Annotated in this window: 18 protein-coding genes; 3 read left to right on the top strand and 15 right to left on the bottom strand. The window is 43.3% G+C overall.

Annotated elements, in window-relative coordinates:
- Window position 1: 1 nt before the first annotated feature.
- The 7 genes from ACEN9X_RS21275 to mgrA all read right to left on the bottom strand — a co-directional run bounded on the left by ACEN9X_RS21275 (window position 2) and on the right by mgrA (window position 10662).
- Window positions 2-436, bottom strand: coding sequence for a CBS domain-containing protein (locus ACEN9X_RS21275; protein WP_413667049.1), 435 nt, complete (start codon window positions 434-436; stop codon window positions 2-4).
- Window positions 437-632: 196 nt separating this feature from the next.
- On the bottom strand, window positions 633-2132 hold the full coding sequence (locus tag ACEN9X_RS21270; RefSeq protein ID WP_413667048.1) for an arabinan endo-1,5-alpha-L-arabinosidase: 1500 nt from the start codon (window positions 2130-2132) through the stop codon (window positions 633-635).
- Window positions 2133-2348: 216 nt separating this feature from the next.
- Window positions 2349-3905 carry a RagB/SusD family nutrient uptake outer membrane protein gene (locus ACEN9X_RS21265; RefSeq protein ID WP_413667047.1) on the bottom strand — a complete coding sequence of 519 codons (1557 nt, stop codon included), beginning with the start codon at window positions 3903-3905 and terminating at the stop codon, window positions 2349-2351.
- Window positions 3906-3933: 28 nt separating this feature from the next.
- Window positions 3934-7281 (bottom strand): SusC/RagA family TonB-linked outer membrane protein, encoded by a 3348-nt coding sequence (locus tag ACEN9X_RS21260; RefSeq protein WP_413667046.1) that lies wholly within the window; start codon window positions 7279-7281, stop codon window positions 3934-3936.
- Window positions 7282-7441: 160 nt separating this feature from the next.
- Window positions 7442-8524, bottom strand: coding sequence for a FecR family protein (locus ACEN9X_RS21255; protein ID WP_413667045.1), 1083 nt, complete (start codon window positions 8522-8524; stop codon window positions 7442-7444).
- 56 nt (window positions 8525-8580) lie between these two features.
- Window positions 8581-9174, bottom strand: coding sequence for an RNA polymerase sigma-70 factor (locus ACEN9X_RS21250; RefSeq protein WP_413667044.1), 594 nt, complete (start codon window positions 9172-9174; stop codon window positions 8581-8583).
- A gap of 492 nt (window positions 9175-9666) precedes the next feature.
- On the bottom strand, window positions 9667-10662 hold the full coding sequence (gene mgrA, locus ACEN9X_RS21245; protein WP_413667043.1) for an L-glyceraldehyde 3-phosphate reductase: 996 nt from the start codon (window positions 10660-10662) through the stop codon (window positions 9667-9669).
- 131 nt (window positions 10663-10793) lie between these two features.
- On the opposite strand from mgrA, the gene ACEN9X_RS21240 reads away from it, so the two are divergent.
- The gene (locus ACEN9X_RS21240) at window positions 10794-11372 is read left to right on the top strand and encodes a Crp/Fnr family transcriptional regulator (RefSeq protein ID WP_413667042.1); all 579 of its coding nucleotides are present in this window, start codon (window positions 10794-10796) and stop codon (window positions 11370-11372) included.
- A 172-nt stretch (window positions 11373-11544) separates the two neighbouring features.
- Here ACEN9X_RS21240 and ACEN9X_RS21235 read toward each other — a convergent pair whose 3' ends face one another.
- The 4 genes from ACEN9X_RS21235 to ACEN9X_RS21220 all read right to left on the bottom strand — a co-directional run bounded on the left by ACEN9X_RS21235 (window position 11545) and on the right by ACEN9X_RS21220 (window position 15520).
- The gene (locus tag ACEN9X_RS21235; protein WP_413667041.1) at window positions 11545-12393 is read right to left on the bottom strand and encodes a hypothetical protein; all 849 of its coding nucleotides are present in this window, start codon (window positions 12391-12393) and stop codon (window positions 11545-11547) included.
- A 157-nt stretch (window positions 12394-12550) separates the two neighbouring features.
- Window positions 12551-14164, bottom strand: a complete 1614-nt coding sequence (locus ACEN9X_RS21230) for a M56 family metallopeptidase (RefSeq protein ID WP_413667040.1) — start codon at window positions 14162-14164, stop codon at window positions 12551-12553.
- A 16-nt stretch (window positions 14165-14180) separates the two neighbouring features.
- Window positions 14181-14582: a BlaI/MecI/CopY family transcriptional regulator gene (locus tag ACEN9X_RS21225; protein WP_413667039.1), complete on the bottom strand. Its 402-nt coding sequence runs from the start codon at window positions 14580-14582 to the stop codon at window positions 14181-14183.
- Between the two features lie 131 nt (window positions 14583-14713).
- Window positions 14714-15520, bottom strand: coding sequence for a phosphatase PAP2 family protein (locus ACEN9X_RS21220; RefSeq protein WP_413667038.1), 807 nt, complete (start codon window positions 15518-15520; stop codon window positions 14714-14716).
- Window positions 15521-15782: 262 nt separating this feature from the next.
- Between ACEN9X_RS21220 and ACEN9X_RS21215 the strand changes: the two genes are divergently transcribed.
- Window positions 15783-17462 (top strand): GH39 family glycosyl hydrolase, encoded by a 1680-nt coding sequence (locus tag ACEN9X_RS21215; protein ID WP_413667037.1) that lies wholly within the window; start codon window positions 15783-15785, stop codon window positions 17460-17462.
- Here the strand turns inward: ACEN9X_RS21215 and ACEN9X_RS21210 are convergent.
- From ACEN9X_RS21210 to ACEN9X_RS21195, 4 genes are all read right to left on the bottom strand, one after another.
- Window positions 17452-17649 carry a hypothetical protein gene (locus ACEN9X_RS21210; RefSeq protein WP_413667036.1) on the bottom strand — a complete coding sequence of 66 codons (198 nt, stop codon included), beginning with the start codon at window positions 17647-17649 and terminating at the stop codon, window positions 17452-17454. The two genes, ACEN9X_RS21215 and ACEN9X_RS21210, sit on opposite strands and share 11 nt — an antisense overlap.
- Window positions 17650-18011: 362 nt before the next feature.
- The gene (locus tag ACEN9X_RS21205; RefSeq protein WP_413667035.1) at window positions 18012-18548 is read right to left on the bottom strand and encodes a hypothetical protein; all 537 of its coding nucleotides are present in this window, start codon (window positions 18546-18548) and stop codon (window positions 18012-18014) included.
- Window positions 18549-18649: 101 nt separating this feature from the next.
- On the bottom strand, window positions 18650-19210 hold the full coding sequence (locus tag ACEN9X_RS21200; RefSeq protein WP_413667034.1) for a dihydrofolate reductase family protein: 561 nt from the start codon (window positions 19208-19210) through the stop codon (window positions 18650-18652).
- Between the two features lie 148 nt (window positions 19211-19358).
- Window positions 19359-20402, bottom strand: a complete 1044-nt coding sequence (locus ACEN9X_RS21195) for an NAD(P)-dependent alcohol dehydrogenase (protein WP_413667033.1) — start codon at window positions 20400-20402, stop codon at window positions 19359-19361.
- A 188-nt stretch (window positions 20403-20590) separates the two neighbouring features.
- Here ACEN9X_RS21195 and ACEN9X_RS21190 point away from each other — a divergent pair, with 188 nt between their 5' ends.
- Complete coding sequence (locus ACEN9X_RS21190) at window positions 20591-21382, top strand: carbon-nitrogen hydrolase family protein (protein ID WP_413667032.1); 792 nt, start codon at window positions 20591-20593, stop codon at window positions 21380-21382.
- The last annotated feature ends 15 nt before the right edge of the window (window positions 21383-21397 follow it).

Genomic DNA, 21397 nt, shown 5'->3' with positions numbered 1-21397 from the left:
CTTATGTTGACTGAATGTAGCTATGCAATTGCTCGATAGTTTCCCTCTGCGAATAGATAGTTTCGTACACCACGTCACTCATCGAAATGATGCCACATAACTGATCGGTCACATCAAACACAGGTAAATACCTGATGTTATTTTCGCTCATGATCAGCATACATTCGTCAACAGACGATTCGGGGGTAATCCTCGGGAAGTTGGTGCTTATGATTTCGCCGGCGGTAGTTTCGTCGGAGTGTTTGCCCATCAGGATAATTTTGCGGGAGTAGTCCCTCTCGGTCATCAACCCCAGGTATCTGCCGTTTTCGGTAACTACTACCGATCCTATATTTTTATCGGCCATCAACTTTAACACATTAAACACAGTAGTTTCGGCAGGTACGGCAGTAACATTGCTCCCCTTACGGGCCAGGATATGCTTTACACTTTTCATAAGACCTCAGGTTAATTTTGGTATTTTCAAGATACGAATAAGTAACAGAAAAACAATGGATTCTGAAAAATATTTTCAATCCAAAGGCATAAAACAACACCTCCCAACTAAAAAACACAGGCGGTAAACTACCATTCGAACAAAAAAGCCCCTCAGTAATTAAACCGAAGGGCTACCAACCTATATAAAAACAAACCTATTGTTTTCTCTTTCCCCAAATGGCGGTGCCATGGTTATCCAAACCGGTAAATATCAGCGTTGATGTTATTTTATTTTCCCAGTCGCGCTCGCGCTCTACTTTTAGTTTATAAGTGTCACCACTGCTGTATTTAAGTTCGAGCCACGGAGTGGTGAAGGTCCATTTATCGGCCGCATTGCCGTCAATAGTACCTGCAGCATCCAGTTTAAAGGTTGTTGACACCTGGAAATCCGGATTGGTTTGCTCGGTACCATATCCCGGTACAACATGATAATTCAGTGTAATTTTTTCGTAGGTTCCTGCCACATCGGTTGAGGCTATGGTTGTTTGGGCAACATTGGCGTAGCGCTCGGGCGATACTATCGGCCAGCCATCGGGTGTCCAGGATATTTTGCGAACGTGCAGATCCATAAAGTACGAGTTGATCCCCGGTCTGCCCTGGTGTGCCATGTAATATTGCCCGCTGCCATTATCAAACACCGCACAGTGACCTGTGCCCTGCCAGCCGCTTTGATTGGTAAACTGATACGGAGCCACGATCATTGGACCATGATCTTCATCGGTATTAACGTCGTGCCCGTTATAATCATAAAATGGCCCTGTCGGGCTATCGGCCCGCCCTACCCTCACGTTGTACTTGGTTTGCAGCCAATCATAACTGATAAACAGGAAATACTTTTTCAGATCAGGATTGTAGATCACCTCGGCGCCTTCAATATTGCCGTTATATTTACCACCGGTGAAACCGCGGTTGGCTATGCGTTTCCCTTTATCACCTGGCGAAACAGCCAAACCGGTTGAAGGATCAAGCTTCAAGATATAGATTCCGTCCCAGGCCGAGCCGTAGTACATATACTGCTCGCCGCTGGTTGTAGTAATCACCGTTGGATCAATAGCGTTGGTTTGGATACTGGCATCATTGGCAGATGTTACTACAATGCCTTTCTCTGTCCAGGGACCATCCGGAGCTGAAGCCGTCGCCATGCCAATAACACTTAAACGTGCCGTTGCCGATGAAAGCGAATAATACAACCTATATTCAGAACCCACCTTCATTACATATGGAGCCCACAAAGCATTATAAGGCGCGCCGCCCTTTCCGGTAATATAAGCAGAACCCTGTGCGGGTAATGATGAAAATACCCAACCCACATATTCCCATTGCACCAGATCCTTCGACCGGCGAATTTGAAGGCCAGATCTTACATCGGTGCCAAAAGCCACATCCGTGCTATAGCAATAGTAATAATCGCCAAACTTTTTAATGGATGGATCATGCACGTTGTACACCGTCCACTTAGGATAATAGGTAAAAGCGGCTATATCGGCATACGTATCACTGATGCTGTTGATATCAAAGGTGCTTGTTACCGGTGTGGTGGTGGTAGTATCCGTTTTTGTGGTTGTTGGCGCAGGTGTTTCCTTTTTTGAGCAGGAAAATATGGCCGCAGCCAGCGCCACGATTAAGTATAGGGGTAAACTTTTCTTTTTCGTCATTATCTTGATCATCTCTTGCTTATCTAAAACCATGTCATTTCGAACGATAGTGAGAAATCTTATACAACATGCTTAGCAAACTTTGCATATCTGCCTTGTATGCCGTACAAGATTTCTCTTTCGTTCCCCCCCTCAATCCGGCCTCTTGCTGTATCGAAATGACACTTTTTTATACTCACTCTTTAGCCCTCCCCTGAAGGGGAGGGTTGGGTGGGGTTAATACCCCGTATTCTGCACCAAACCAACATTGGTTTGTACCTCTGTAAGTGGTATTGGCAAATACTCCTTACCCGGGGTATAAGTATTAAATTCCGGGTCACGCGCTTTAAGCCAGGCCAGTTTAGTGGCATCCTGTAACCAGCCCCAGCGACGGATATCATCAAACCTGTGACCCTCAAGTGAAAATTCAAGGAAGCGTTCGTGGCCTATCTGCTCACGCATTTCGGTCTGGCTCATACCCGGTTTAACGGTAGCCAGGTTGGGCAACCCCACACGGTTACGCACCATTTGAATGTATTGATAAGCATCGTTTGTAGTGCCTAATTCGTTCAAACACTCGGCATACATCAGCAGCACATCGGCGTAACGCATCAACCTTTCGTTAATACCCGATCTCCAGTCATATTCATCAGCCTGACCGCTATCACCATTTTCATATTTATGGCAAAAGAGGGCGTTTAATGACGAGCTGCCAGCGTAGCGGGTTGCAAAATCCTGGTTATACAGTTTTTCGCCCGGCTTGTTGTAGTACATGGTTACATCCAAACGTGGATCGATACCTCCGCTGGTTGTTTTTTCCTGCAGATATTCGTTATACAATGCTGGCGTTGGCTGCACATCGGTAAAGCCAAAACTTGCTGCACCAAAAGTGATGGCACGGGCCGATGTACGTCCCCATCCTGATGATGGATCACCACCCCAGCCCAGATCGGTACCTCCGGCATCCCTTGAAAACTGCACTTCGAATATCGACTCAGCATTGTTTTCATTATTGGCAAAAAAGTTATCATAGTAATTAGGCACAAGGCTATAAAGCCCCATATCAATTACCGATTTAAACTCGGCTGCTGCCTCAGTATATTTTTTAGTGAACAGGTATGTTTTACCCAGATATGCAGCTGCTGCACCTTTTGTAGCGCGACCTATCTGCCCATCGGGTGATAAGCCTGCGTACGTTGTTGGCAGCATGCCTTCAGCTGCTTTAAAATCGCTGATCACCTGTGCCCAAACTACATCCTGAGGTTGTTGTTTTTGGAAATAATCGGCACTTGATGCAGCAGGGACCAACGGCATGGGCACGTTTTTATAAAAATCGGCCAGGTGAAAATAATAGAGGCCGCGCAGAAAATAGGCCTGCCCCAATACACGTTTCTTCAATTCGGCATCCATGTTGATGGCCGGCACATATTTCAGTACTTCGTTTGCACGTAAAATACCCTGATAGTAGGCTGTCCATGAAAACAGTACGCCATCGCCGGTACTTTGCATATTAAACTTACCCATGTTATAGATCTGATCCCATGGGCTATAGCTTGTAGCATCATCGCCCCTCGTGTTTTCTACTATCGGCGAAAAGCGCATGTATGAGCCATCTATAATTAAGCTGCCATATACAGCATTAATCCCTTTTACAGCATCGCTGGAGTTTTGCCAGAATGTTTGGGTTGTTTGCGCGTTAGGATTTACCGTATCCAAAGTACTTTTTTTACAACCCATTGCAAAAGCCGATAGTACCAAACCGGTAACTACGGTCTTTTTAAATATATTTTTCATTATACTAATGTTTAATGTTTATCAATAATTATAAGCCAACCTGTAAACCAACCAGCAAAGTGCGTGGGTTAGGGAACGAACCGTAATCAAAACCGCGGTTAATGGTACCATCGTTAATAAAATCAGGATCATAGCCTTTATATTTGGTTATGGTATAAAGGTTTTGACCCGACAGGTAGATCCTTACACTCCTGAAAACATGGGTACGGTTTAATATGGCCGAAGGCACAGTATAACCCAATTGCGCAGTTTGCAAACGAGCATACGAGGCGCTTTGTATAAACCTGTCCGAGTTACGACCGTTCGCATTCGGGTCGCCTATAATTGGTCTCGGCACATTAGTATTGGTATTAGTTGGTGTCCAATAATTTAACTCATCGGTACTTTGGTTACCGTATTGGCCGGTCATTAAGGCCTGGTATACACCGTTAGCAATTTTGCTGCCGTAGTTACCCTGTATAAATATTGAGGCATCAATGTTTTTATAATTAGCGCTGAAGTTAAAACCATAATAAAGTTTTGGTATGGCGGAACCTAAGTACACACGGTCATTATCATTGATGATGCCATTATGGTCGGTATCAACAAACTTCACGTCGCCGGGAGCCGCACCAGTTTGGGTGGCATGGGCAGCAACATCAGCAGCATCTTTAAATATACCTTCGGTTTTAAAGGCGTATAATTGGCCTACTTCGCCACCAACAGCTGTTTTACTGTAAGCCCCATAAATTGGGTTGCCACCATTGCCCAATGATGTTACTTTGTTTTTAACTGTAGATGCATTGGCGCTGATTGTATAGTTAAACGGCCCGGTATCTTTACTGCGATATGTTACCGTAAACTCAATACCTTTATTGGTAAATGATGCCGCGTTAACCAGCGGTGTGTTAATAGCTCCTACGGAAACAGGAATTGGCACACCTAACAATACACCGGTAATTTTATTGATGTAATACTCAGATGAAAATGCAAGCTGATCATGAAACAAGCTAAAATCAATACCAATGTTGGTAGTTTTTTTACCCTCCCATTTGTTAGTTTGATCAAATACCTGTGTTTGTGTTGTTCCTGACGCAAGCGTATTACCAAACACATAACTCGCATTGCCGTTTACTATGGTTTGAAAAGGATATGGATTGGCAAGAGCGTTGATGTTGCCCAATATTCCATATCCCGCTTTAAGTTTTAACTGTGTGATAACTTCCGGCAGGTGTAGAAATTTCTCTTTATTGATATTCCAGCCAACTGATGCTCCCGGAAAGTTACCATAACGGTGCTGGGGAGTAAGCTGCGAACTACCATCGCGCCTGTAATTAAACGTCAGCAAGTAACGGTCGTCATAGTTATAATTGAGGCGCGCAAATATCGGCGAGTAAAACTTAATTACACCACTGTTGCTGTAAGCAGCTTTATCAGCAGGATTGCTTACATTATCCAGTGCGAATAAATAAGGCTGTGGTAAATTTAACGCTACACCGGTTAAATTACTATTGGCAGTTTTTTGATAAGCTGTACCGGCAAGCACCTCAAAATCATGCTTTTTAAAATTTAGTTTATAGCTCAACGTATTCTCTATCAGTTGAGTATAATAATTACCCCGGGCATCACTGTAGTAAGCAGTTGTGTTTGGATAAAACCACCCCAGATCATAAATAGGATCAAAATAAGTATTTCTGAAATCGTTGCGATCATAGCTTCCGCTAATACGGTATTTCAGATTTTTAATGATCTCCACCTCCATCCAGGCCGATGCCAGCATCCGGTTACGTTGCCCCGTGCTGTTCAACAAGTTATTTACACCGATAATATTGAGCGAAATAGCCCTTTGGGTGTTTTGGTCAACGCCGCCGTAACCACCAACACGGTTAGCATCATAAATAGGCATAGTTGGAATAGCTGTAACCAGGTCAACTATCTGGTTTCCGGTACCATGTAAGTGAGGATATGCCAGGTTGTTATAATCCCCTTCGGTATAAGCGAACTTGGTACCGAAAGATACAATACCTTTTTTACCCTGTATGTTACCGCTCAGGTTATAACGAGTGTAAGACGGGCCTGATACAGTGGTACCGGTTTGGTTAAAATAATCAAAAGCAACGTTGTAGCTCATATTATCATTACCCCCTGATAGGCCAAGGTCATGGCTTTGAGTATAACCTGTTCTGAAACCCGATTTTTGCCAGTCGGTATTTACATTGCTGATAAATTTGCTTGATGACGGATCATTGCCCGGCGCTAAAGATAAACCCGCATTGGTTTCAGCAGCATCGGCAATTTTCTGATAGCCTATCCTATCGGTAACGGATAACGTTTTAGGATTTTTCTGGAAACCGGCGTAACCATTATAGTTAATTTTCATTGGTCCGTTTTTGCCTTTTTTGGTAGTGATGATCACTACGCCATTGGCTCCACGAAACCCATAAATTGCACCTGCCGATGCGTCTTTAATAACCTGTAAACTTTCAATATCAGTATTGGGAAAATCAAAAGGCTCAAATGTTGGTACACCATCAATTATAAATAGTGGATTGTTACTGTTAAGCGAACTTACACCACGTACACGGATAGAAACACCTTCGCCAGGTACGCCCGAGCCGTTTACCTGTACACCCGCAACCTGACCTTGTAAAGCCCTCGCAACATCAGGTGTTACGCGTTTATTGGCTTCTTTAAGATTTACCACAGCAACCGAGCCTGTAAGGTTTTCCTTTTTCTGTGTACCGTATCCAACCACAATTACTTCGTTCAAAGAGTTTGAAGCTGCTTTTAACTGCACATTGATGAGCGAATTACCGCTTACGGTCACCTCCTGCGAGGTATATCCAATAAAAGAAAACACAAGCACTGCCCCATCTGTGTTAGCGTCGGATACGTTTATGCTGTACCGACCCTGCACATCCGTTTGTGCGCTTACATTCGTTCCTTTTACCTTTACTGTAACTCCGGGCATTGGCAAACCACCCTCATCGGTTACTTTACCGTTTACCGTACCAGGGGCCATCGCTTTGCCCTTTTCTGTAAGGATAACCAGGTTATTATCGCTCAGTGTATAACTCAGGTTGGTATTGTTAAGTACAATTTTCATCACCTCTTCAAGCGATGCATCTTTTGTATTTAAACTGGCGGGCACGTCGTTTTTTAACAACATGTCGTCGTTGTACAAAAAGCGATAGTCAGACTTCTTTTCAATTTCCTTCAGCGCCTTTTTCAGCGATACGTTTTGGAAATTTACGTTGATGCGGGTCTGACCATATCCTTTTGAAAACGCCTGCAACGAGGAGACGAGTACCAGGATACAGATAAATTTAAACATAAGAAGTACTTTCAAAAATTGGTTCAGCCGCAATGGGTTAATGCGGTGTGCATTTTTTTTCATAATTTAGCATTAAGGTTATTTAACTATTGGGTTTATAGAAGGACTGGTAGTTAATTTGTACCACATTATAATGGGGGGATGCGGGAACATCTTCCCATTTTTTATGGCCAGAGGTTTTATACTTTTCTATGCATAGGCTTATATCATAAAGGTTTATTAATTAATAAATTACAATTTGGTTAGTGTCTATTTTATAATGAAACGCCGCTGTCCTTTGCAGGTACAGTAAAGCTTTGTTAATTGGTTCTTTTTCAAACTTGCCGGTAAAGCGCAGCTTTTTTACGTCCTCATTTTCAAAAACAATATTCACATTATATCTGCGCTCCATTTTTTGGGCTATGTTTTCAAAATCCTCGGCATCAAAAGCCAGTTTATTTTCAAGCCATAAAGCCTCAGATGGCAACGTGTCTTTTTTAGCCTGATGAATACGGCTCAGTGCTATAAGTGGCGTTTCCTCGGCAATCCTATCGGTAGGGATATTACTTTTAGCTTGCGGTTCCTGATTGTTGATTATCGTAAGTTTTTCTGAGGGATTGAGGATGATCTTTTTTTCGGGATTTTTTAAAACAGTAAGCTCAATCTTTCCGCGTACCAAAGCCGCTTCAGATGTTTTGTCGTTATTGTATGAGCGCACATTGAATTTAGTACCCAGCACCCTGACACTGATTGTTGGCGTGGTAACTACAAAAGGATGCTGAGGATCTTTAACCACATCAAAAAATGCCTCACCAACAAGGTTTACCCTTCTTTGATCGGTACCAAAATCATTGCTGTAAGTGAGCTTGCTGCCCATGTTAAGCCAAACACGGCTTCCATCGGGCAGTTGAATTTTACTGATACCGTTTTTAGGAGCGGTTATTTCGTTAGATTTCCCAGTGGGGATAGTTTCTTTGCGGGTAAACCAAAATACGCCCAGCATTAAACATGCGGCAGCTAATAACGATCCCAGTTTAATGATCCGGGCTCTTTTTGTTTTGGTTTGAATTGCGATAACCTGGGCAGCTTCTTCAGCTTCCTTTTCTTCAATAGCGTCAAGTTCGGCTTCAAAAGCATCCCATTTGTTTAACAGCTTTTCATCCTGGCCCGCTTGCTGGTCATTTTTCCAGATCTCTTCCAGCCCATCCATTGGGTACACACCGGCTGCTTCCTGTTGCTGCAACAGTTGCTCAAGTTCAAGTAACTCTTCGGGCGAAGCTTCACCATTTAACTTTTTGCCAATAAGTATCCAGATGTTGTTGATCATTATTTACGGTTCTATATATAAAGACTGTAAATAATAAGGATACCCCAGTGGGCAGATTAAATATTTTTTGAAATTTTTTCGGGACTGGCTGGTATTGCCATTTTTTGGGTGTCTTTTAACCCTTGTGCAAGGGTTTTCAACGCGTTGCCCATGTGGTATTCAACCGTTTTAATGGAGATATCCAGCAGATCGGCCACTTCGCGATATTTCAAACCATCCTCTTTTATCAGCTTAAAAACAAGGCGGCATTGATCGGATAGTTTGTTTAAGGTAGTGTTGATCAGTTTAGTAAGATCTTCATAAACCAGCTTGTCTTCGCCCGTAGCGCTTGAATCGGCAACATCTACATTGGCCTCATCAATATTCACACGTTTAAGCTGATTTTTGGCAAGACAAGTAAGTGACTTATTTTTAACCGATGTATAGCAGTAATAAGTAAAATTATTGATCTCTGCTATCGAAGCACGGCGCCCCCAAAGGTTCATGAAAACATCATTGGTGATTTCCTCGGCCAGTTCATCCTGCTTTACCAATGATTTTGCCAGGCTAAATAATTTACCATAATAAGCCAGATAGAGCCTTTTAAAAGAAGCCCTGCTGCTGTTTAAAGCAATATCATTAAGCAAGTACCTAATCTCAGTGTCCAACATCTCCTTTATCTGCTATTATTATTTTCATCAAAAACCGGGGGACAGTTCCTGTACGGTTTAAATCAATATAATTGGTAATTGGCTCATTAAAGCAAAGTGATTACTCTAATTAAAATCTAAGGTATAATATTTTATTTTAATTGTTCAAAAAACAATTAAAATATTTTTAATAAAAAAAACAAATCATACTTAAAACAGTTGCTAAATATCTTTTCTAAAGTTAAAATTCAAGTTCCTATCTATAATTAACCTTCAAAATAGACTATCCTTTTTACTTCACTCAACCCAACCAATCAAAATAAAAAGTGTCATTTTAACAATAATTAATGTAAATTTTCAATCAGCTTTTGCAAAAAATTCATAACAAAAAAGCCCCGCATCCGCGAGGCCAAATTTTAGCCATAAAGCTTAGATTCCAATCAGGAGTTATAATCAGCGTTTCCTTTTTTAATTTTAGCTACGCTTAAAGACTTCTAACTTGATACTTCCTACTTATGCCAGGATCTTGTCAAGCAATTTCAATTCTTCATCGGTAAACGATGTATTGGCCAAACAACCAATGGAATCAGTAACCTGCTCCGGTTTACTTGCGCCGATCAGTACCGAAGTAATCCGCTTATCTTTCAGAATCCATGATAATGCCATCTGTGCCAGGTTTTGGCCTCGCTGTAATGCAAGTTCATTCAGCTTTGCAGCTTTGGCTATGTTTTGCTCTGTTATGGCATCTTCATCAATAGCGCCGTTGCCACGATGAGCGGCAGCCCTTGAACCTTCGGGGATGCCTTTCAGGTATTTATTGGTTAATAGGCCTTGCGCCAATGGTGAGAACGGGATACAGCCAACGCCCTTATCTTCCAGCACATCAAGCAAACCACCTTCAACCCACCTGTCGAACATAGAGTATTTAGGCTGATGGATCAGGCATGGCGTACCAAGCTCTTTCAATACAGCAACCGCTTTTTCAGTTTCAGAGGCGCTGTAACTTGAGATACCAACATACAAAGCTTTACCCTGGCGGACGATCAGATCCAACGCGCCCATGGTTTCTTCGATAGGGGTTTCAGGATCCGGGCGGTGATGATAGAAAATATCCACATAATCCAAGCCCATCCGTTTCAGGCTTTGATCAAGACTGGCTACGAGATATTTTTTTGACCCCCAGTCGCCATACGGCCCTGGCCACATTCCCCAACCTGCTTTGCTTGAAATGATCAATTCATCGCGATAGCTTTTGAAATCATCTTTTAAAATGCGACCAAAGGTTTCTTCGGCTGATCCTGCAGGTGGCCCGTAATTATTGGCAAGGTCGAAATGGGTAATGCCTTTGTCAAAAGCTAAACGTAAAATATTACGGGCATTTTCCAGGCTGTCGATACCTCCGAAGTTGTGCCATAAGCCAAGTGATACCGCGGGCAGTTTTAAACCACTGTTACCGCAACGGCGGTATTCCATATCCTGGTAGCGATTTGCATTGGGTAGATAGGTCATATTTTGTTTGATTAGTAAAAGCCCAAAATTGGCCTATCTATCACAAAAATCCATTGAACTGGGACAAGAAATGAAATTATTTACCGGCTAATATTTGGAAGGATGCCTACAGGCCGACTTATATTTGAGCCATGTTTCAAAATATCAATAATTACGCGGCGCGCTCGGTTAATTTAACGGCAGAAGAGACAGCGCTGTTTAATGAGATATTGGAATACAGGAAAGTACCCAAAAAGACCCGCCTGCTTGCTGCTGGCGATGTATGTAACTTTGAAGCCTATGTAAACAAAGGCTGTATCCGCGAATATATTATCGATGAAAACGGAGTGGAAGTAACCCTGCAGTTTGCCGTTGAAGACTGGTGGGTAAGCGACCTGGCCAGTTTCCAGGATCAAAGCCCCTGTACTATGTACATCGAAACCCTGGAAGATTGCGAACTGCTCATCCTCACCCGCGATTCAAAGGAGCGCCTGTTAACAGAAGTACCCAAACTGGAGCGCATGTTCAGGCTTATGCTGCAGAGGCATTTAACCGTGGTTCAGAAAAGGCTTTATAAAACCATAGCAACCACGGCCATGGAAAAATACCTGGAGTTTATTAACCGTTACCCCAGCATTCCGCAAAGGGTACCGCAGCATTATATAGCTTCTTATCTGGGCATCTCGCCCGAGTTTTTGAGTAAGTTGAGGGCGAGGAATTTGAAGAAGTAAATGGTAGAGCAATGTCTTGCTTTTATGATAGTTTAAGGAGGTATCTTAATCTAAAAGCGTCATTGCGGCACGAAGCAATCCCCGATTAGCAGAGCCACTCTGCATAGTTCGCGATTGCTTCGTACCTTATAATAACGGCTTAGTTCACGGCATTGGCTGTAATCTATATAATTTAATTTCGATGAATATGCAAACCATTAAACTGCCGTTTTCCATTTTCGTAACTTGTATTTCCTTTAGCAAAACGTGGATATTTTGCGCTGTATTTCTTAAATACACTCTCAGGTTGCTTCACTCCGTTAACGATCATTTCTTCGCCATTAAATGAAAGTTCACGCAAAGCCCCTTCATTAGGGATGATATGATCTGCTATTAAATCGCCGATCATCTGTTTTAATACCCGCTGATCTTCGGCCGCCTGCTCTTGGTCTTTCTTGGCCTGGATCTGATCTAAGTGCGCCTGCTCCTGGTCACGTTTGGCTTGTTCCTGATCACGGGCGGCCTGTTCCTGGTCGCGTTTGGCCTGTTCCTGGTCTTTACTCGCCTGCTCCTGGTCACGCTTAGCTTGCTGCTGGTCACGCTCGGCCTCTTCCTGTTCAGCTTTTGCGTGCTCCTGGTCACGGGCTGCCTGTTCCTGGTCACGTTTAGCTTGTTGCTGATCGCGGCGGGCCTGCTCCTGATCATGTTTAGCCTGTGCCTGATCTTTTTTTGCCTGGATCCTGTCCTTCCTGATTTGCTCACGGATAGAAGCTATAACTGTGCTGTATTCCCCCCATTTAGTCGACGGGATAATTTCACCATCAACGGCCAAAGCTACCAACTTGTTGTTTGCCAGTTCCATTTGATAAGTTTTTCCATTCCAGTTAGTTTGGATGCGTTCGCGACCCTTACCATCAAAAGTATCGTAATTGTTATAAGAGTTGAAGGCCGTTTTTTTTCCCGGTTTCTGGGCATTCGCAGCAGTTGTTAATGCTGTTGCCGCTATCAGCAACAGAGCGCTTCTTAAATAATTTGTTTTCATCTTTCTGTCGGTTTAAGAGTTAAAAAATTGGGCAATAGTTTTCCATTCCGCCCATTTTTGGCAGTTTAAAATTGATTGTTAATGATTGATTACTACATACTATGGCCTATAAAGCAGCAGCATACCTGCTTTACAAACCAGCTAAGAAAAGTTTTACTTACTCCTGAACGTTTGTTTTACTTTTTACCGGTTCTGCTTTTGGTTTGCTGGCCTGTGCCTGGTCACGCTTTGCCTGCTCCTCATCGCGACGGGCTTGTACCTGGTCCCTTTCGGCCTGTTCCTGGTCAAGTTTAGCCTGCGCCTGATCGCGCATGGCTTGTTCCTGATCGCGCTTGGCCTGCTCCTGATCGCGACGTGCCTGGTCCTGATCTACTTTGGCATGCTGCTGATCACGTTTGGCCTGTTCCTGGTCACGGCGGGCTTGTTCTTGTTCGGGGTTGAGCTTTGTATTATCAGCTACTGTCTGCTGATTTTCCTGTTCGGCCCGCAGCTTTACTGCCAATGCGTCGCGCTCCAGTTGCTCCTGCGGAGACAAAGGTTCGGCGTTAGCCATAACTACATTTTCAATAGCATGAACGGGCTTCTGTACATCAGCAATGTATCTGCGTTTTAAACGTTTGGACCTATCAGTTTGCTTGGCAATTGCTACTACTTGCGTGCCGGCAGGTTGCACAATCCGTTGTTCCTGCTTATATACATGAGCACTGCCACTTTCCGGATAATTAACTTTCCTGATCTGCGCAATGGCGGCAGTGGCTATAATAGCCGAAAGAACAATAATCCCGGCTATCAAAAATGCCCGCTCTCCCGAAGTTACCGTTTTGTTTTTATTACCCAGGATGCGGCTTACCCTTTGCAATAACTGATTTTTTTTACCGGGGAATGCAACTGCATAATTGGTACCATAAAGGGAATATTCTTTAAAACTGATGAGGGCATCTATAAACTCCCGCTTATTTTTTGTTTGGGCGAGAGCTATGTCGTCACAGCAATTTTCCCGCTCGTCGCGCAGCAGGGCCGAGATCCATAACAAACCCGGATTAAAGAAAAATACGGTTTCGGCAATGGTTTGCAAAAAGTTAACCATGTAATCGTGCCTGCGGATATGGGCCAGTTCATGCAGTAATACGGCCTCAACCTGTTCGGGCGGCAACCCGGCCAACAAACCCGCCGGGATCAGGATTACCGGCTTCAGGTGCCCTATAACCATGGGCATTTTTACATAGCCCGATTCAAGTAGTTTAACTACCTGCTTCAACTGCAGCTTTTCGCAAAGCAATTCAACCCTGCTTTTCCAATACCCAACAGGTTCGGATACCTGCCTGTGTTTGGCAGTATGGATAAACATGAGCCCGCGCATCATCCGTACCGACCGGAACAGGAAAAATACAAACCACAGCAGCACAACCATCGGCGCATTGGCTGTAAAATAACCGATACAGGTATTGGCAAAAGCCCGGATCCCATTGGCATTAAGGCCCAACAAAGCCGATGCCTTGCTACCAATAGCATTGCTAAACTGTGCCATGCCTTGCTGTGGCTGTTTGTTCCACTCCCAAATAAAAGTGGCCAGGCAGGCGCCCACGAATAATAAAAACTGCACCAAAACCAGGTTGTACCTTACTGCAGCGCTTGCTTTTTTGGTAAGCACCATTACCACCGCGCTGATAACCGCCAGCAACATCCCTTGCCATAGCGAATGGATCAGCATCCAGCTAAACGCCTGAATCAGGCTGTTGGAAATGGTGTTGGTGTTAAGGAGCAGGTACATATCTGTAAAGGTTTAATTATTTATCGTCCATGTTTTTGAGCAGCTCTTTTATTTTTTTGAGTTCTTCGGCCGATGTCTTATCATTGCCCAACAGGGCTACCATCAAATCGCTCGGCGAACCGTTGTACATCGAATCAACAAAGCGGCCAAGCATATTGCCTTTTATCCTGCTTTCTTCAACTGCAGCGCTATAAATGTGCTTCATATTGGTTTCGTCACGGTCAAGCATCCCTTTCTCCTTCATTACCTGCATCAGCTTAAGGGTGCTGGTATAAATTACGGCTTCCTTTTGCTCATTAAGCTTATCGTGCACAAACCTCACTGTAGATGGGCCGTACTGCCACAGCACCTGCAAAACATCCATTTCGGTTTTGGTTGGTGTTAAATCAGCAGTAATATCCTTTTTAAACAAACTCATAAACCAAAGGTATGTATTAAAAACGTACGTTACAATAGCTAAGTTATTTTTTCTTTAAAAATTTTGCTGTATAACAAAACAACCACCCTAATACTAAGGTGGTTGTACATTATAAATATAAGATCAGTCGTTTAAAAGCTCTTGGCGAAGGTTAGGCCTACACGGCCGTCCTGGTAAGTTGGCAGCAATAATGAGTTATTGTTTTTGCCCTTTTCATTACCTCCGCGAAACACGCTGTTGCGGATTAGTGGGTATAAATAATAAGCAGCCTTGGTTGACAGGATACCGAAACCTGCACCGGCTACGATATCACTAAACCAGTGTTTATTGTTATACACACGTAATATTGCGGTAGTAGTGGCGAAAGCATAACCTACACCTCCGTATATCGGTGATCGGTCACCATATTCCTGGGCCATAAATTCGGCAGATACAAAGGCGTTACCGGTATGCCCTGAAGGGAACGAAAACTTATCTGAACCGTCGGGCCGCTCCCTGTGGGTAACGCGTTTTAAACCGAAAGTGGTACCGGCAAATATGGCTTCAGAAAGTACAAGCAACATAGTACGGTCAATAAATGTATTTTTACCGTGTACCCCTGCAGCATTCAACCCATAAACCGAGATGATTGGAGCATACTGAAGGTAATTATCTACTTTGGTGTGAAAGCCCGGATGATCTTTATTCATATCAGCCCTCACATCGTAATCGATATTACGGATAAACTTCACTTTTAGCGATAATAAACCGTAGGTAATGAAAGCCGCAGGCGGTATATATGATGGAAATTTACTCTGAAGGTGTTTAACCGTATCCGGCAATGTCAGGATATTCCTGGCAGAGTCTTTCTGCAGAGAATCCTTCTTTACGGCAACTTTTTGTAATGTATCCTTAACCTGGGCATAAACAGGCAGCGAAAACGAGGCTGCCAATAGCATCGAAATAAAATAAAACCTAAACTTTTGCAAAGAATCCCCCTTATTAAGCGCTGGTAAACACAATTATACAATTTAATTCTGTAGAATTTCTGAAGCGCGTAAACAATAAATTAACACGCTGTTAACGTAAATTATATTCAATATGTTGTACACCTTTCAAATTGATTTTAAGGTTGATAGTTTACATTTTAATTGTTCTTTTAACAATAAATAAAAATACCTATGTTTGATTGTACCTCCAATAAACCACCAAACTACCTGAATGAAGACCATCAAACTTATCTTTTGCCTCTTGCTGCTTATCGGTAGCCGGATTTTTGCCCAGGAACAAGCAAATATCACCATCAGCCTAAATGATAAAATTGGCGACATGTATCCAGTTTGGGCATGGTTTGGCCACGATGAACCTAATTATACCTACATGAAAGATGGCCGCAAACTTCTTTCAGAACTGGCAGCATTAAGCCCTGTACCGGTACGCATGCGGGTACATAATTTGCTTACCAGCGGTGACGGTACTGCAGCATTGAAGTGGGGATCGACCAATGCTTATACCGAAGATGCCAATGGTAACCCGATTTACAACTGGCACCTGGTTGATAGCATTTTTGACACCTATATTAAACTGGGCATGAAACCTTATGCCCAGATAGGTTTCATGCCCGAGGCTTTATCAACTCACCCCAAACCTTACCGCCATTACTGGAAACCGGGCGATAATTATGATGATGTTTACACCGGCTGGGCATACCCTCCTAAAGATTATAATAAGTGGGAAGAACTTGTTTACCAGTGGGTAAAGCATTCGGTACAACGTTATGGCCAGGCAGAGGTTGAAAGCTGGTACTGGGAGGTTTGGAACGAGCCAAACATAGGCTACTGGAAAGGCACCATGAAGGAGTTCTTTAAGCTATACGATTATGCCGCCCATGGCGTAAAACGGGCCCTGCCTACTGCACATGTTGGCGGGCCGGAAGTTGCAGGCGGCTCAAGCCCCGGCGGGATGAAATTTCTGAATGCCTTTATTAAACATTGCATTGCCGATACCAATTATGCTACAGGCAAAATAGGTTCGCCAATTGACGTAATCTCATTCCATGCCAAAGGCCAGCCCTCGTTGGTTAACGGTAGAGTGCGCATGAACATGGCACCGCAGATCCGCGATATTAGGGAAGGCTTTAAAATTGTGGCGTCATATCCCGAAACTAAAAACACGCCGATAGTTATAGGCGAATCGGACCCGGAAGGTTGTGCGGCCTGCGGCATGGCTACCAATCCGTCAAATGCTTATCGTAACGGTACCATGTATTCGAGCTATACAGCAGCTTCCATTGCCCGCGAATACCAGCTTGCAGATTCGTTAGGCGTAAATTTTATGGGCTCGGTATCATGGTCGTTCGAGTTTGAAAATCAGCCCTGGTTTTATGGCTTCCGCGATTTGGCGACAAACGGAGTTGACAAACCGGTGCTCAACGTTTTCAGAATGTTGGGCATGATGAAAGGTAAACGCTTAAAGGTAACCGGCGACCAGATGTACACGCTTAAAACGGTAGCCGATTCAAGTATTAGGGGGAACCATACAGATATCGGCGCTTTGGCTTCTGCAGATAAGAAAGAACTTACAGTACTGTTGTGGAACTATCATGACGATGACCAGCACGATGCGGGTAAAACGGTAAAGATCAGGATAGAGCATCTGCCGCCAACCTTTGTTAAACTTACCCAATACCGCATTGATGATGAGCACAGCAATGCTTACGAAGTGTGGAAAAAAATGGGATCGCCGCAAAATCCTACAGCGGCCCAAATTAAAGAGCTGGAAAAAGCCGGGCAGCTGCAGCAGTTTAGCAAAACGGTTACGTTATTGGCCAAATCAGGCTTATCGGGCGCCGAGGTTTTGCTTCCGAGACAAGGTGTAGCATTTTTAAAGTTTAGCTGGTAGGCAAAATCCATCCATTCATACTATAAAAATCTTCCCAGCCAGCGTAACCGCAATATATCGACAAAGTATCAAGCGTATAAGCCGACGGCTTAAATTTGGCCGGCATAATGCCAAATACCATATTTAAAGCATTGGGGCTAATTTCACGGCCTGTTTTTTTGAAAAAGCTCTTTAAGCATTTCGGCATTAAAGTCACCATTAAATTCGGCGAGAATAAGAACCATGCCTTTGAGTTTTTCAAGGCAGGTATCAGAACAAGATTTAATCAATTTAATCAGGACTTGTAAAAGTAACGCAAGAGATACCAGCACCGGCACAAAACAACTTTGAGTTGTAAAAATCACAATTTATTTTCAAATTAATTGCACCGGGTGCCGATGGATTGGATAAACCGGTAACAATTCATTTACTATTTCAATATAGGCAATATTTTAAATTAAACAAAAACCCTCTTCCGGTAACAACCAAAAGAGGGCCAGTCAATCTAACATAACCCGGGTGAGTCGGATTTGTTAGTTCATATCAGTTAATAGTTACATGAGTACGTTATTACAGCGCGAATCCGTAAGCTAAACGCAGGCCAAGCATACCAAAATGATCCTGGTTAGCACCAGAAAAATTTTCATAACGGAAGCTTACATCCCAGCTTTTATTAGCCCAGCCTATACCCGGTGAAAGATCAAGCCTGTGCGGGCCCCAGCCTTGCTCCAGTTTTTCGTAAGCAATACCTACTTCGCCGGCAACATATACGCTTGGTACAAAAAATTCTTTAACACCAAATTTGATAGGGATTTCGCCATAGCTTCCATAACGCTGATCTGTTCCGGGGATTTTTTTAGGAAAGAAATGATAACCGCCCATAGTATAAGTAAGCGCAAAACTATCGCTTATGCCATATTGCAAACGGGCTGTACCGCCTAACGTAAAGGTGCTGCCAAGTTTTGCTACGCCTGTGGGCAAACCAGTTTCAATTCCTAAACCTAAACGGAACGCATTTGCAGGTGTAGTTTGCGCTTTTACCGTATTTGTGAAAAACAGGAATCCTATTACGAGGACCGCTGCCGCTAACTTTGATAGTAATTTCATTTTTGATATTTTGTGTACATAATGATTACTATCATTTTAAGGCTGACGTTGCCTCGGGGTGCAGATTTTTTATAACGGCAAAATATTTACCCTATAAGTGCTTATTCTTTGATATAATTCAATGCCACAACACCATCTGCAAATGTGTCGCTTTTTTTCAGTTTGAGCTTTATTTCTGTATCAGCAAACAGCGGGATACCGGCACCAAGCACTATCGGGTTAACAAACAGCCAAAATTCATCAATCAGGCCTTTATTCATCAAATAGCGGGCAAGGCCGGGGCTGCCAAACATGATAATTTCATCGCCATCCTGCTTTTTAAGATTCTCAACCTGTGTTTTTACATCACCTCTAATAAATCTGGTCTTATCTGTATCCTGCTGTTCGGCAGTTTCAGATACTACATACTTAAGCGTTTTATTATACCATATTGAATGGTCGATGTCGTGCTTTGAGGCGTTGGGCTTATCGCCGGCGGTTGGCCAGTAAGCGTCCATCATTTCAAAAGTATTACGGCCATATAAAGCGGTATCGGCTGCCCAGGCACGGTCATTGGCGTAATCAAACATTTCATTGTTTACTTTTATCCAGTTCATAGCACCATCAGTGCGGGCAGCAAAACCATCAAGCGAAATGTGCATAAATAACACTAAGTTTCTCATAATATCATTGTTTATATTTTACATTTTAAATGTAAGGAGCACCATAGATTACCCAGGGGGGCTAAAACGACTTTTAAGGGGTGCAAATATGCCCGTACAAAAAAAGGCCGTGCTCTCGCACAGCCTTTATTAATAAGTAATAGTTTGTTTACAGCGTAGCCATATCAATTACAAACCTGTAGCGTACATCGCCTTTTTCCATGCGATCATATGCGGTATGGATATCCTTGATATCAATCATCTCAATATCGGAAACGATGTTATTTTCGGCACAGAAATCGAGCATTTCCTGGGTTTCCTTAATACCACCAATGCCCGAACCGGCTAAACTTTTACGGCCACCCAATAAACTGAAAGCTGCAATCTGGGCTGGTTTAGGAGGAACTCCTACACAAATATGAACGCCATCTGTACGTAACAACGACAGGTACATGTTAAAGTCATGCTCGGCGGATACCGTATCCAAAATAAAATCGAACGAGTTTTTAGCAGCTTCAACCTGTTTAGGATCAGTAGTAACTACAAAGTGGTGTGCACCTAACTTTTTAGCGTCTTCTTCTTTTTTAGGCGATGTGCTTAATACAGTAACATCGGCGCCAAAGGCTACACCAAATTTAACAGCCATATGGCCCAAGCCTCCTAAGCCAAGTACGGCCAGCTTATGTCCTTTGCCTACTTTCCAGTGCCTTAACGGCGAGTAAGTAGTGATACCGGCACATAATAATGGCGCAACTGCAGCAAGGTCAACACCTTCCTTAAGGTGTAATACAAAATCTTCGTTAACAACAATGGTGTTTGAGTAACCTCCGTAAGTGGGTGTTTTATGGTCCTGCTCAAGGCCGTTATATGTTTGAGAGTTCCCATTGAGGCAATATTGTTCCAAATCACGTTTGCAGTTTTCGCACACACGGCACGAGTCAACCAAACAACCGGTAGCAGCCAGGTCACCAACTTTAAAACCTTTTACATGCTCGCCAACTTTAACTATGCGACCAACAATTTCGTGTCCGGGTACCATCGGAAAAATGCCGGGGAACCAGTCATTCTTAATCTGGTGCAAATCGGAGTGGCAAACCCCGCAATACAAAATATCAAACTGCACGTCATGAGGCCCAACTTCGCGTCTCTCAAAAGTCCAGGGGGCAAGCGGTGTATTTTCATCTTGCGCAGCATACGCTTTAGTTTCAATCATAGTTGTAAATGTTAAGTAGTGTGAATGATGATTTATGAATTGTGGAGAGGATCTCCCTAACAAATGTACAATGATATTTTTATAAATATCAACCGGGCACCGGGTTGAAATAAAAAAGTGACATAGGAGATGATTATGCCAACATAGATAAATGCAAACCTTTAATTTTGCATGCAGATTAACACCGCATGAAAATAGCCATAGCCACTCCCCCTTTCCCAAAATCAATTAATGACGGTTTATATCAAGCCGAAAAGCTGATTAAGGACGCGGCAACGCAACAGGCAGAGATTATTTGTTTTCCCGAATCATACATACCCGGATACCCCGGTATGATTACCGACCCGGAACCAACATCGCCAGAGATACTACAATCGGCATTGGATGAAGTATGCAGGATTGCTGCCGAAAATAATATAGCAGTTGTTATACCAATGGATTGGTATAGCGATAATGGCCTTTTGAATATTGCACACGTTATATCCAAAGCCGGTGAAGTGATCGGCTATCAAACCAAAAACCAGTTAGATCCATCGGAAGATGCCATCTGGGTACCAGGTACCCAACGAAGTATTTTTGAGGTAAATGGCTTAAAATTCGGCATTACTATTTGTCACGAAGGTTTCCGCTATCCCGAATCGGTAAGGTGGGCGGCCCGCAATGGTGCACATATCGTGTTTCATCCTCATTTTTCGGGCAGCAATACCGAAGGCGTGCTGCTTACCGAATGGGGAAGCATGGCCAACCCCTACTATGAAAAGGCTATGATGATGCGGGCTTTGGAAAATACCATCTATTTTGCCAGCTCCAATTATGGTTCGCTTTATCCGGAATCGGCAAGTTCGGTTATAGCGCCGGATGGTACCTGTGTGGCTTACCAGGCTTATGGCACAACCGGTGTAATTATAGCAGATATCGACCTTGGAAAAGCCACCGGCTACCTGGCTAAAAGATTTAAACAGCAGTTATACAATTATTAAAAGCCCCTTGTATTT

Origin of the sequence: Mucilaginibacter sp. Mucisp86 (assembly GCF_047324315.1) — a bacterium.
Classification (GTDB): Bacteria; Bacteroidota; Bacteroidia; order Sphingobacteriales; family Sphingobacteriaceae; genus Mucilaginibacter.
The sequence above is the reverse complement of the archived record's forward strand: the minus strand, read 5'-3'. Positions and strand labels throughout refer to the sequence as shown.